Source organism: Streptomyces sp. NBC_01314, assembly GCF_041435215.1.
In the GTDB taxonomy this organism is placed as follows: Bacteria; Actinomycetota; Actinomycetes; order Streptomycetales; family Streptomycetaceae; genus Streptomyces.
On the sequence record NZ_CP108394.1, the window covers coordinates 6,174,306 to 6,187,115 of the forward strand.

11 protein-coding genes and 2 pseudogenes are annotated in these 12,810 nt (G+C 68.6%); 3 read left to right on the top strand and 10 right to left on the bottom strand.

What is annotated here, in order from left to right:
• Positions 1-13: 13 nt before the first annotated feature.
• The 7 genes and pseudogenes from OG622_RS27160 to OG622_RS27190 form a co-directional block, all read right to left on the bottom strand.
• A pseudogene (locus OG622_RS27160) lies at positions 14-421 on the bottom strand (roadblock/LC7 domain-containing protein); the annotation flags it as partial.
• A complete protein-coding gene (locus OG622_RS27165) occupies positions 418-3,000 on the bottom strand; it encodes an ATP-binding protein (protein ID WP_371579234.1) in 2,583 nt (860 codons plus the stop codon). The pseudogene OG622_RS27160 and the gene OG622_RS27165, both read right to left, overlap by 4 nt.
• Before the next feature lie 546 nt (positions 3,001-3,546).
• The gene (locus OG622_RS27170; protein WP_371579235.1) at positions 3,547-3,906 is read right to left on the bottom strand and encodes a DUF952 domain-containing protein; all 360 of its coding nucleotides are present in this window, start codon (positions 3,904-3,906) and stop codon (positions 3,547-3,549) included.
• A 124-nt stretch (positions 3,907-4,030) separates the two neighbouring features.
• Complete coding sequence (locus tag OG622_RS27175) at positions 4,031-4,249, bottom strand: hypothetical protein (RefSeq protein WP_371584229.1); 219 nt, start codon at positions 4,247-4,249, stop codon at positions 4,031-4,033.
• Entirely contained in the window at positions 4,227-4,616 is a 390-nt protein-coding gene (locus OG622_RS27180) for a hypothetical protein (protein WP_371579236.1), read from the bottom strand. Before OG622_RS27180 ends, OG622_RS27175 begins: the two co-directional genes overlap by 23 nt.
• Positions 4,617-4,837: 221 nt before the next feature.
• Positions 4,838-6,088, bottom strand: a complete 1,251-nt coding sequence (locus OG622_RS27185) for a hypothetical protein (RefSeq protein WP_371579237.1) — start codon at positions 6,086-6,088, stop codon at positions 4,838-4,840.
• On the bottom strand, positions 6,085-7,188 hold the full coding sequence (locus tag OG622_RS27190; protein WP_371579238.1) for a hypothetical protein: 1,104 nt from the start codon (positions 7,186-7,188) through the stop codon (positions 6,085-6,087). Before OG622_RS27190 ends, OG622_RS27185 begins: the two co-directional genes overlap by 4 nt.
• Before the next feature lie 510 nt (positions 7,189-7,698).
• Here OG622_RS27190 and OG622_RS27195 point away from each other — a divergent pair.
• On the top strand, positions 7,699-8,553 hold the full coding sequence (locus tag OG622_RS27195) for an inositol monophosphatase family protein (RefSeq protein ID WP_371579239.1): 855 nt from the start codon (positions 7,699-7,701) through the stop codon (positions 8,551-8,553).
• A 20-nt stretch (positions 8,554-8,573) separates the two neighbouring features.
• Entirely contained in the window at positions 8,574-9,839 is a 1,266-nt protein-coding gene (locus OG622_RS27200; protein ID WP_371579240.1) for a hypothetical protein, read from the top strand.
• Positions 9,840-9,948: 109 nt separating this feature from the next.
• Here OG622_RS27200 and OG622_RS27205 read toward each other — a convergent pair whose 3' ends face one another.
• Together OG622_RS27205 and OG622_RS27210 are read right to left on the bottom strand one after the other, a co-directional pair.
• A complete protein-coding gene (locus OG622_RS27205) occupies positions 9,949-10,329 on the bottom strand; it encodes a hypothetical protein (protein WP_371579241.1) in 381 nt (126 codons plus the stop codon).
• Positions 10,329-10,682 (bottom strand): hypothetical protein, encoded by a 354-nt coding sequence (locus OG622_RS27210; protein ID WP_371579242.1) that lies wholly within the window; start codon positions 10,680-10,682, stop codon positions 10,329-10,331. The genes OG622_RS27205 and OG622_RS27210 overlap by 1 nt, the downstream gene beginning before the upstream one ends.
• Before the next feature lie 179 nt (positions 10,683-10,861).
• Here OG622_RS27210 and OG622_RS27215 point away from each other — a divergent pair.
• Positions 10,862-11,565, top strand: a pseudogene (locus OG622_RS27215) (GntR family transcriptional regulator).
• Between the two features lie 42 nt (positions 11,566-11,607).
• Here OG622_RS27215 and OG622_RS27220 read toward each other — a convergent pair.
• Positions 11,608-12,591 (bottom strand): DMT family transporter, encoded by a 984-nt coding sequence (locus OG622_RS27220; protein WP_371579243.1) that lies wholly within the window; start codon positions 12,589-12,591, stop codon positions 11,608-11,610.
• Positions 12,592-12,810 lie beyond the last annotated feature (219 nt).

Here is a 12,810-nt window from a genome sequence, read left to right on the forward strand (position 1 = left end):
GGCTCGTCGGGTAGCGCGGCTTCGCGCTCAGGTGCTCGCCGAGTTGTTCGACCAGCTCGCTCATGTTGTGGCCGACGAGCCCGGCGTCCGCCTCCTCGTCCGTCACCACGGCCAGATGCGCGCCCTCGCCCGCCTCCACGATGAACAGGACCCCGCCGTGGAACTCCGCCATCGCAGACCGCACGCCCCCGCTGCCGTCGCCGAACTCCAGGGACGCGCCGTGGGACAGCGACTGGATGCCGGCGGCGATCGCGGAGAGCTGGTCGGCGCGGTCGACGGTGAGCTCGGGCGTACGGCACAGCCTCAGGCCGTCCCGGGAGAGAACGAGCGCGTGCCGGGCGCCCGGAGTGCGTTCCAGCAGTCCCTCCATGAGCCAGGTGAGCCTGTCGTCGGCGGTGGTGCCGATACCGGTGCCGGTCATGGGGTGTGGTCGCCTTCCAAGTGGGGGTGGGTGCGCGGGTCCGGGGCGGGGGGCCGCTCTCCGGCCGGATCGGAGCCCGGGTCCGGGGCATGGCCCGAGACCGGGTAGGAGGGGGAGGGGAGGGTTGCGGAGGCGGTGCCGTCGTCCGGGGCGGGGCGGGTGTCCCGTACGGGTTCCCAGGCCAGTTCCCGTACCGGATCGAGCTCCCACTTCGCCTCCCGTGCGGGGTCGGGCGCCCACGGCAGCTCCGTGGCGGCGTCCGCTTCCCATGCCGCGTCCTTCGCCGCTTCCGGGTCCCACGCGAGTCCCCGCGAGGGCTCGGGTTCCCGTCCGGTCTCCCGCACGGGCGGCCCGGGCTCCCACGTCGCCTCCGGTACGGGTTCGGGTCCCGACTGCCACGCCGACCCCGCCACGGCACCCCACTCGGACTCCCACTCGGACTCCCGCACCGGCTCCAACTCCGGCTGCCGTACGGCGTCCGCGGGCGGAGCGGCCTCCCGTACGGGTTCGAGGGCGGCCTCCTGTACGGGTTCCGGGGCGGCCTCGTGTGCTGGTTCGAGGGCGGCCTCGTGGGCGTGCGGCACGGCCGGGTTCGGGTAGCGGTCCACGGCGGTGGATGTCTCCGGCGTCGCCGGCGCTCCCGGCACCTCTGTGGTGCCCTCGTCCCCCGCGGCCGTGCCCTGGACGAACGCCTGGTCCAGCCCGCCCGTGCCACGCACCGCGCGGCGGAAGCTGCTGAAGCGGACGGCGCCGGTGCTGGCATCCTCGGCGGGCCGGGAGGTCCGCTCCGGCCGGGCGGCGGCCTCGGCGGCCTGGGCCCGGGTGCGGGCCTCCGCCTGGGCGAGGGACTGGCCACGGCGGCGCCGGGGGAGGGCGTCGGAGGCGATGGGGGACTCGTCGGCGGCGGCCGGAGAGCCGGTGTCGTGGCCGGTGGGGTGGTAGCCGCCCGGTTCGGAGCCGGCGGGTTCGGAGCGGAGGGGCAAGTTGGGCTGCGCGGCGGAGCCGAATGAGGGGGTGCCGAAGCCGAATTCGAAGCTTGCGGAGCCGAATGCGGAGCTGCTGGGCCCGGACTCGGGACCTGCGGAGCCGAATGCGGAGCCGCCAGGGCCGAACTCGGGGTCGCCGGAGCCGAATTCGGAGCTGAACGACGAGCTGAAGGGGGAACCGAACGTCTGTGAGCCGGTCGGGGCGTCGGTGGCAGGGGCCGGCGGCCCGGTCCTGAAGCCGGACAGGGAGTCGATCAAGGCGTCGGCCACCGGGTCGGCGACGGGGGCGGCAGGGGCGTCCGTCGGGAACTCGTGGGTGGGCGTCGGCTCGGTGTCCAGGTCGCGCGGGGCGCGTACACCCGCGTAGGGCGGCGGCTGGAAGGGGGCGGACGCCGTGGGAGACGCCGTGGTGGGGATCGTGCTCGCCAGGACGTCCTGCGGGATGAGCATCAGGACGCCCGTGCCGCCGCGCGCGGACGGGCGGAAGGAGATCCTCAGGCCGTGCTTGCGGGCAAGGCGGCCGACGACGGCGAGGCCGAGACGGGTGCCGGAGAGGCTCGTCAGGTCGGACGCCTCGCCCGACACGGCGCGTTCGGCGCGGCGGAGCTGGATGTCACCCATGACGAGCCCGGAGTCCTCGACGCTGATGATCGCGCCGGCCGGGACCTCCTCGACGTACACATGGACGTCGGCGGTCGGCGGCGAGAAGTTGGCCGCGTTGTCGAGGAGTTCGGCGAGCGCGTGCATGACGCCCTCGGCGGCGTGACCGGCGACGGCGGTCTCGCTGGAGGAGTGCAGCCGGACCCGGCGGTAGGCGCCGATACGGCCCATCGCGCCGCGCAGGATCGACTCCATGGGAATCGGCCGCGCCCAGCGGCGGCCCGAGCGCGCGCCCGCGAGGACGGCGACGGAGTCGGCGAGGCGGCCCGCCTGGGCGGTGCGGTGGTCGAGGTGGAGGAGGTCGGAGAGGACGTCCTCGTCGGCGTGACGTTCCTCCATGGCGCGGAGGTCGGCGAGGGTGCCGGTGGCGAGGGCCTGCATCCGGCCGGCCACGTTGGCGGTGATTGCGAGGAGGGCGGTGCGATCGATATCGGCCTGCCTGGCGCGTTCCATGAACAGGATGCGCTCCTGGGTGATCTCCCCCGTCGTACGGTTCCGTTCGTCGGACAGCCGTTCGCGCTCGCGCTCCGACTCCGTGGTCAGCCGAGCCCGTTCCCGCGCGTACTCGGCCGCGATCCGTGCCCGCTCCTGGACGAACTCCTCGGTCAGCCGTCCTCGCTCCTGCGTGAAGTCCTCGGCCATCCGGGCCCGTTCCTGGAGCAGCAGACCGGCGTCCCGGGAGACGGCGTTCAGGCGGTGGCGCAGCAGTCTCACAGACGCGCGCGCGTGCACGGCGACCGCGACGGCGACCGTGAGCAGCAGCGCGGCCGCGCCCGCGCCGCCGGCGAGGGGCAGCCGTACGGACTGCGGCGCCACCGCGACCGCGGCGCCGGCGGCGGTCGCGGTGAGTACGGCGGTCACCAGCGGAAAGGGCAGAACTGAGCGCAGGGCGGGGCGTTCGCCTGGTGAGCGAGGGGAACTGGTCGCGGTCATCGGCTGTTGTCCTCGGTCGGTTCTGAACTCGGTAACTCAGTCGGTTCCTGGAGGCGGTAACTCGGTCGGTCCCTGAACGAGAAGCGACTTCTGGTGCTCAATTGGGCGTCACTATATGGGAGTTCGTGACGGGGGTTGGCCGGTTTCCGGTTAGCTCTCCGGAATCAAGCCAACGTACCCGGTGAGCGGCGCGCCGCCTGTTCATCCGTCGCCCCGTCACTTCACGGTCACTGTCAGTGGTCGGGTGCGTCCTGCGGCGGCAGGCCGGAACCCGGGGGGCAGGACGGGCGGTGGGGGGCGCGAGGGCGCGGGACGTGGCAGGTGACGTGGCAGGTGGCGTGGTGCGGGGCGGCGCTGCGGGTCGCGCGCAAGCGGCCTCGCCGTGCACGGCGAGGCCGCCTCAGCCGTGACCGCACGCGCGCTGATGACGAAGGCGCATCCCGGTCCTCGCGCGGCGGCGGCGGCACGTCGTCGCCGGACAGGCCACAGGCGCGGGCGTGGTGTCGAACTTCTCCTGCCGCATGAACCGGCAGGTCATGGGAACCGTCAGCTCGCTTCGAGCCCCGCCGCGCGCCCCTCGTCGTCCCACCGGATCTCCAAAACCCTTACGACGGCGTCGCGGTCGATGGGCCCGAATACGTGGGGGAACAGAACATCCTCCCCGACTCCCGGCGGTGGAGCGGGAGCGGCCGCCTCGAACTCCACCCTGGCGTCCAGCCGTTCCTCGTCGAGGACGAGTACGTGCAACGGCTTGGGCGCGCCCCGGTAGAAGGCGTTGACGACGGCCAGGGTCGTCGCCTCATCGGGAGAACAGTGGACGAAGCCGTCCTCCGGGAGCGACGCGGGGGCGTAGGGCCGACCCGGTCGGGCATTCCAGGCATCAAGGGACACGACGTGGTAGATCACAGGCTGGTTATACCGCAGCGCCCGGCCACGGCGACGGACAGCGCCGCCTGGGCATTTCCTTTCTCTGTGTCGGAAGGAAGGAGGGGGCGGCCCACCCGGGCCCGCCGCTCCCTCCTTCCTGCCTTCAGTTCAGCCGCCGCAACCGCTGCCCACGGCTTTCGGCGACCCGAAGTGCGTCGTTGAGGGCCTCGGTCAACCTCTCGGTCAGAAAACAGAGTTCACCGCGCTGTGTGCTCGGCAGCAGGGCTCGGGCGTGGGCGAGGAGTTCCGTGCCCATGCCGAGCTGGATGGATTCGGTGGTGTCGGCGAGGCGGGCTTGATCAAGTTCCGTAGGTGTCCGGATCGTTGGTGATGCCCAGGATGGGGAGTGCTCGTTGGGGCTCGTCGCGGATCGCTCGGGTGGTCTTGGCGATGTTGTCGGCTCCGAGGGTTTTCAGCACGCCGATGGTGAGGTTGCGGAGGGTCGCCATGGCCCGTGATGCGGTCCCGGCGTGGACGGTGGAGACGTCCTCGGCGAAGGTGACATCCCTGATGTGGTGCGAGGAGTTCTCCACTCCCCAGTGCCCGCGGATCGCGGCGGCCAGGTCGGCCGGGCCGGCTTGACGGGCGTCGAGGCTGGTGACGGCGTAGACACTCTCACGGGTCTCGCGTTTGCCGGTCTGCTTGCGGCGGCGGTGGACGCGGATGGCAGGGCGTGCGTGCTTAGACACCGCAATGATCACGAAGCCCGTGTCTGCCCTGTTATGCACCCCAACCGGTCACAGCCCGACCAGTCGCATGACCCCGGAACTTGCAACCGCCCTGGGCCCGGCTCCGTACGCAACCCCTCCATCCTGCCAGTTCAGGCGGGCGCGAAGGGTGGGGCAGGAGAGATCGAACATCGAGCGGAGCTGATCACTCAGTATCGGGTGACCTGACCGGCAATACCGAATCAGCCGAAAGCGAGGTCTTTCCACGGAATGAAAAGACCGACAGGCCCCTTGTGTTTTCCGTCGATGAACTCGCCTTTCTCATCCAGATCACCGGCCCACTCCAACCCCGTGGCGGATTCCCTGAAACACTTAAAGGCCACGATGCCGGTTCGAGAATGATCCGCAAGATCTCGGGAGTACCACAACTTCGCTTCAAGACATTCTTCAATAACTTTAAATCTTGCATGTCGCGCCCTCCTGCCCGGCTGCTTCACAGGAAGCTCTACTTGGTTGACATACACATATCCACTGTCTTCTTGTGCGAGATTATCACCAAAAAGAAAGAGTCCGGGTGAAATCCCCGAACGCTCATGCAGTCTTGCTCTCAACGCCGCCAGGACGCCGTCAGGACTGGTCGCGTCGAGCAGGAGCGGCTTCTGCGGAGAGACCCCACTGAACACGGCTATTGCTTGACGAGCCTGATCCAGCACGGATGACTGGACCAGCAGTACGGACGGAGCACGCGACCGCATGGCGGACACCGCGGCATCATGGAAGTCCAATGGTTCAAAATGGGTCAAATCGTATCCACAGATGGCCGCCGCAGCCGTCAGCCTGCTTCCTACTGCGGTGGCTACCTCATAATCAAGGAGTGCCGTTGCAGAGTTCCTCTTGCCAGACCTCTGGGCCGCAGGCGTCGCATCACGAAAGGGCTGTTCAAGCAGAGCAACGAATTCCACGGCCGACGTCGTCCACTTCGCCGAGACCCACGCGTTACTGGACGCCGCCGCGCTATATTCCGACTTTTCCAGCAGGAGGCGAGCGACTCCTGCGAGCGGCACAGCACTGAGGGTCCCGTTCGCAAGGGTCAGATCTCCTGGTTTCACCACCACCCCGAGCGCCAGTTCCCGCAGGCGCTCAGGGGCAATGGAGGCCGGTACCACAATCTCGTCGGCCAACAGCTGCTCCGGCGCGGGGGTGGCGATCTCCGCGATGAGACTCGGGCGCCCGAGCAGCTCACCCCACGCATACTCCCTCAGCTCCGGACCGAGAAACGGAACCTCTTCCGCCGCAGCATCACGAAGGTTGACAAGCCCGGCCGTATCTTTGGGGAGCCGCACCACGCCCTGCGGCAGTTTATATTCCTGCTTCAGCTTGATTCCCAGGCCCAGTGGATGCTGTTTCGCAGTGGATGTCCTTGGGCCGGGAATCTCACGCGCCTCTCTGCAAAGGCGCAGCAGACTGAACTCCTCCAACCCCGGGCGGCTCATGGCCGTAGAGCATAGACGATCGGCACCTTGATCTGCATGAGTTCATCTGTGCTCAACTCTGATAGAACTGCGAGCAGTTGAGCCCGAAGATCGGTCTCTCGGGGCCCGGACGACACCGCTGGCTGATGCTCGGCGAACGACCGTGCGTTGAGATGCCTGGGTTGCCCAAGGGTTTTTTGTGTCGTCTGCTGCCCGGGCCCGAACAACGACTCTCCGGGATCGACGTGGAGACCATTTTGATTTACCCAGGTTTCGATGACGCCGAAGACCAGGCTGGACAGTTGAGAGCGCCAGGCTTCGCCAAGCGCCGGGTCGCCGCGCAAAGTCCGCGCGAACGACGCTGCGGGCCGGGGTTCATCCAGGCACCGCTGGAGGTCCGCGGCTTCCGACGAGACGGACTTCGCGAAGTCCCTCATCCAGCCCAGTTGCTGTTCCTGACTGATCGGCTCGATGAGCACGAAATCATCCGGCCGGCTCAGGTACCTGTCCCGCAACCGCGCGATGGTTGGCATGTCGCCGGCACTCGGAGCGGCAGGGAAGATGACCGCCCTTTCGGCTGACCGGTCCCAGAGGCGAACAAATTTCTGGTTCCAGTCGACAAAGGCAGTCCAGAGGTCTGGCCGGATACGTCGACGCGAAGGAGGGCCGGACCGCCGAGTAGCGGTTTCCGAAGCGGGGTCTACGTCGAGGGAGACGGTTACGTCCTGGCCAGATCCTGGTGCGGGAAGCGCGAGCGTGACGACACCGGCTCGCTCAGCAGCTTCCAGGAAGGACCGGAACGACGTGAAGCCGAGATCGTTTTCCCGGAACGCCGTCAGGCGCAGAACTTCGGACTTGACTCCCGCAGCCGTGACACGCGCACCCCGCTCCTTCAACTGCGTCACGGCCCGACGCAGCCACCAGAACGCACGGTCGAGATCTGCCGTCTCTACCGTGTACCCCTCCGGGGCACTGTGTGCCTCCGCAACGACGTCGGCGGAGGCACACAGTTCTGTTTTGGTCTCATCCGTCTGCGAGGATCCTGCAGGTGAGACAGAAAGAACGTGGTGGGGCGGCGTAGCTTGCACGCCTTCGTCGCCACTCTCAGGTTCTTTGGACACCTAGTGCTCCCCATGGGTATGGGTCAGCCCCATAGAGGGTTGACCTTACGAGAGGAGTACACCGGTAACATCGCACACGCCGACTGAAGCCTCATGGCTCGGGCCCTACCCCTCACCCCTGTTACAGAGGCGAGCGGACTCTCCCGACTCGGCGATAGCTTTCCTCCATGCTGGCTTACATCCGGATACGGGTAAGCGCACAGCATGGCCATCAGCGTCTCGCAAAAAGCTTATGCGATCACACTGTGCGGGTCAACCGCACACTCTTCGACCGTCGGACTTGCCCATGCTTCACCAAGGGTCGGTCACGGTGCCAGGAGCCGTACAGGTCCCGGTGCCCGCCAGGGCGATGACCAGGGCGGGTGTCGGAGCCCAGGGGCGGTCGCTGGTTGCGCCGTGCACCCTGTTCTGCCGTCTTCCAACGCTGTCCGTGGCTGTGCAAAGGTTGCCGTAGCGCCCTTGTGACTCAAGGGCGCTACGTCGTCCGGCCGAGCCGCAGGAGGGTTCTTGATGTCCGCTGCCCCGTTGTGGGACGAACTCACCGAGCGGCTCCTGCCAGTCCTCACCGAGTACCGCAGCCACATCGCGGACCTCCCTGTCGAGGTCAAGGCAGACAAAACCCTTCTCACGGAGGCCGACGTCGCCGTGCAGCGGATCATCATCGACGCGATCCGGGCCACGGAACCGGACGCTGTGATCATCGCCGAGGAGGACGAACGGCAAGGCCCTCGCGAGGATGTGGTCGGCGCGGGCGGCCGGGTGTGGGTGATCGATCCCATCGACGGAACAGCGGAGTTCGTCGAGGAGGAACGGGTCGAGTTCTGTTCGGTGGTCTGCCTGCTGGAGAACTGGCAGCCGGTGTCGGCCTTCGTCCTCGCCCCGGAACTCGGACCGAGCCGCACGCCCCTCGTCGTGACGGCGGACGCCCCCGGGCACCGTCTCACTCTCAATGGTGACACCGTCACTCCTCCCACCCGGCCCGGCCAGGACCGCTGGCTCTCCGCCACCCGCAGCGCCGGGGCGCCTCCCCGGGACTTCGACGCGGCGGCCGGGGAAGCGGGGTTCCTGTTGAAGACCCGGACAACCTCCCAGACACTCGACATGGTCCGCACTGCCGTCGACCTCAGCCACTGCACGGATCCCTCCCTGCCAGCCTTCGAACTGTTCTGGCGACGCAGGCAGAAGGTCTGGGACGGAGTCGCCGGCCTGTGTCTCGGCACGGCGGCAGGCCTGCGTCACTGTGACGAGGACGGCAAACCGCTGCCGACTGCTCCGTCCTTCTTCGGCCAGGCCGAACCTGTCTTCGCCTCCACGGTCCTGGGCCGCCCGGAGGTCGTCTCCTGGTTCCTGGACTCACCCCACTGACGACGCGAAGCGGCGGGTCGATGACACAGCGGAACACCGACGTCCTGCTTGACGTCACGTCCTTCATCAGCGCGGAGGACTTTCTGCTGGCCCAGAACAGGGCCGGGCAGCCCGACGACCCCTTCGCGCGTCAGTGCTTCGTGGAGATCGTGCAGTCACTCATCTTCATGTCCCGGGTCCACGTGGCGCACCCTGTCCTGCCGAACCCACGCCCTGAGGACTTCGGGGAGCGCCCGCTGCTCCTGCGCGAACTCATGCGGGCAGGCCTGACCCGTGGTCTCCAGGCTGACGCCCCCCAGCAGCAGCGGGCGGCGGACCTGGTGGAGACCGCGCTCCACGACCTGGAGAGCGTGCACGGCATCACCAGCATGGCGCGCTTCGTGGAGCAGGCGTTCACGATCGACCGTGCCAGCGCCGGATCACAGACCGCGCTCTCCAGCCGCTTACGAGGCTGGAGCACGTTTCAGGAACGGAAGGTCCGGAACACCAGCGGCCACCATTCCGACCGCATCCCCACCCGGGACGGAGTCGAGGAGGACGGTTTCGGAGAATGGGCTCGCGCCGCGGCGGTCATCCTCGCCGGCCCGCTACGGGACATCACGGCGTCTGGCCAGGGCAAGTACCTCATGGCCACCCTCTCAAGAGGCATGAAGTACCAGGCCCGAGCGGAAGCGGCCGAGATGACGTACCAGTCGCACCCACTCCGCAGAGACTTCTCCCTGACATTCGACCTCACGCGTGACGGCGCGGGAGACGACGCAGTACTGGACATCATCCAGGCGGTACGGGGCATCCACGACACGCTCAGTCACGCTGCCGGGCAGGGCGACGCCCACCGGCTGCAGCTGCTCGAACTCGAACTGCCTCTGCTGGGAGGCAGACTGTGGGAGCCGGATGAGACCGGGCGTCTCGACGACGGGCGTTGGATAGCCCTTGTCGTCCAACGCGTGCGCGAATACCGCGAGCGGGCCGCTGAGCTTCGGCAGGCCGTCGAGCGCTGCGTCACCGACGAGGACCATCTGCGGCTCGCTCGCGACATCGAAGGCGTGAAGGACCGACTCCTCGACCGACTGGGACTGCGCAGAGCCGAGATGTCCGCCATGGAACAGGAGTTGGTGAACTCCGTGGCGTCTGTCACCCAGGTGGCCACCGGTGTGCCGGCCGTCAGCGGGCTGTGGCTCGGAGCGCGGACTCTGGGCAAGCAGTTCGCGTTCGTGGGGGCACAGCCCTTCCAGCGGTTCCTGTACAAGGAGTTCATCAACGCGTGGAAGCGGGCGGGCCGCTGACCTGCGGCCCGCCCGCTTGCCGGTCAACCGGCGGAGCCCGTCCGCCACCGGCGTGCCAGAGCGTCGAACCGCCAGTCCAACCGCCGGGGCGGTCCCATGAACGCGTCTGTCACTGACCGGGTTCCGGCGGCTCGTCCTCAACGGTTTCCGCGTCGTCCTCGGCATCCGGCACGGGCAGGCGCAGCCCCCGGGACTCGGCGACGCGCAGGGCGTTCGTCAGGCACTCGGCGAGACGGATGCCCGCGTAGCGGACCTCGGTGTACGGCGAGGTCGGGTCGTCCAGCACCGCGCGGGCGAGGTCGAGTACGTCGGTGCCGGTGGTGAGCTGGGTGGCCTCCAGGTCGTCGGCGAGGCGGGAGACGTAGCCGCCGTTGTGGTCGGTCACCAGGTAGGAAGGGTTGCCCCCGGGGGACGGCCAGGGCAGGAGCCGGGGCGCGGGCGCGCGACCGGGTACGGGTACGGGTACGGGTGTGCCGTTGACGTGTTCCATCACGCGGCCACCTTCCGTGCGCCGACCAGGTGCTGGTCGAGGTCGATCCCGAAGTCGGCGGCGAGGACGAGCGCGAGACGGCGGCGCTGCTGGAGGGCCTCTTCTTCATGCGCGGCGAGGTAGGGGCGCACGAGGGCGGAGGCGGAGCCGTCGATGGGGCCGTGGAGGCCGTACGGGGAGCGGTGGCGGGGGAGGCTGGAGGACGCGGGGGCCGGCGCGGGGGTGGAGAGGTGGCGTACGGCGGTGACGTGCAGGCAGAGGTAGGGGCGGTGACGGGGGAGGCGCCGTTTTCCGGTGCCCGGGGAGAAGAGGAGGCGCAGCCAGTGGAGGGCGCGGGGGATAAGGTCGGTCATGTCGACGCTCCTTGTAAGCGTGGGCCGTGCCCCGGGAGGTCTTCCACACCTCGCCGGGGTCTTTGCTGCTCCGACTGTAAACCTCATCATGACGAGTCAGGTAGCACTATGACTCGGTAGGGAGCGTCATGACTCTTACTGCCTAACTATGATCACCCCTGACCGTCTAACGTGCCGTCATGACCGAAGCCCAGGAGTGGCGCCCCGATCCCGCGTCCCGGATCTACGTGTATGTGCAGATCGCCGAGCACATCGCCGATCAGATTCGCGCGGGAAGCCTGCCCGTAGGCGCGCGTTTGGCCTCGGAGCCCGATCTCGCAGCCCATTACGGCGTTGGGATCAACACCCTCCGCCGCGCGATCCGGGAGCTACGGGAGCGAGGCATTGCCGACACGGTGCCCGCGAAGGGAACGTTCATCGTCGAGGTGCCCGAGTCCGCCGTTGACGGCCCAGAGGCGGACGGGACCGCTGACTAGCGATCCCGTCCGCAGACGTCCGTGCGGCCCTCGGCCTTTCGGAGAACGGACTGGCCCTGCTCCGCGGCCAGCTGCTCCTCATCGACGACGAGCCCGCCGAACTCGTGAGTTCCTACTACCCGTTGGACATCGCCAGAGGTACGGAGATGATGGACCGGCGTAAGATCAAGGGCGGAACTCCCACCCTTCTTGCGGACCTGGGCCATCCACCGCGCCGCAGTGTGGACCGCGTCTCCGCGAGGATTCCCACCCAGGACCAGTACCAGGCCCTGAACCTTCTCAGCAGCTTGCCGGTACTGCGTACCCTCCGCGTCGTCTACAGCGACGGAGACCGTCCCATCGAGGCGACCGTCATGGTGAAGGCGGGCCACCTCTACGAGTTGGAGTACGAGTTCACGCCCCAGTGATCCGTCCCGCCCGGTGCGAGGTCCGGACCGTCTCCGCCTCGCTCACCCAGTAACCCCCGTCTTCCCCCGCCCCACCTGCGTCCGCACCGCCCCCATGCTCGCCCCGATGACCAGCGCGATCGCCAGGGCTTCGGGGGCGGAGAGGGCCTGGTCGAGGATCAGGAAACCGGCGGTGGCGGCGATCGCGGGCTCCAGGGTCATGAGGACCGCGAAGGTGGACGCGGGCAGGCGGCGCAGCGCGAGGAGTTCGAGGGTGTAGGGGAGGACGGAGGACAGGACGGCGACGGCGGCGCCCAGGGCGAGCGTCGTCGGGGCGATGAGCCGCGTCCCCGATTCGACGATCCCGAGCGGCAGGAACAGCACCGCCGCGACGACCATGGCCAGCGCCAGCCCGTCGGCCTGCGGGAACCGCCTCCCCGTGCGCGCGCTGAAGACGATGTACAGGGCCCACATCAACCCGGCCGCGAGGGCGAAGGCGACGCCGAGCGGGTCGAGGTCGCCGAAGCCCCCTCCGCCGCCGAGGAGGAAGACGCCGCAGAGGGCGAGCCCGGCCCACACCATGTTCACCGCCCGGCGGGACGCGAGGACGGAGAGCACCAGCGGGCCGAGCACCTCCAGGGTGACGGCGGGGCCGAGGGGGATCCGGGCGAGGGACTGGTAGAAGAGGCCGTTCATCGCGGCCATGGTGGCGCCGAAGACGATCACCGTGCTCCAGTCGGTGCGCGAGTGCCCGCGCAGCCGGGGGCGGCAGACCACCAGCATCACCAGCGCGGCCACGGCCAGCCGCAGCGTCACCACCCCGAGCGCCCCGGCCCGCGGCATCAGCGTCACCGCCAACGCACCGCCGAACTGCACCGATATCCCACCGGCCAGCACCATTCCCACGGGCCCGAGCGCACCCAGGCCGCGGGGCGCTCGGGGAGTGCGGGCAGCGCGGGCGGTGCGGGATCCGCCGGAGGCGAGGTCGGCCGGTGGTGTCGTCGCGGTGGCGGCGGGCGCGGACCGGTCAGCGCTGGGGAGTGTCACGGGGGCCGTCCAGGGAGAGCGGAGGGGGTGTTGGAGGTGAGGAGATGGAGGAGCTTTCGTTCAGTATGAAGGACTTGGTAGTGCAAGGCAATGGACTAAGTCAGGTCTGTAACCAGTTTTGCGACTTACTTCAACGCTCCGCAACCTCCCTTTGGGATCGGCCGGCTTCGCCTCCCTGATCGACCGGTCGGCGAATCCGCGGACATAAATCCAAGCACG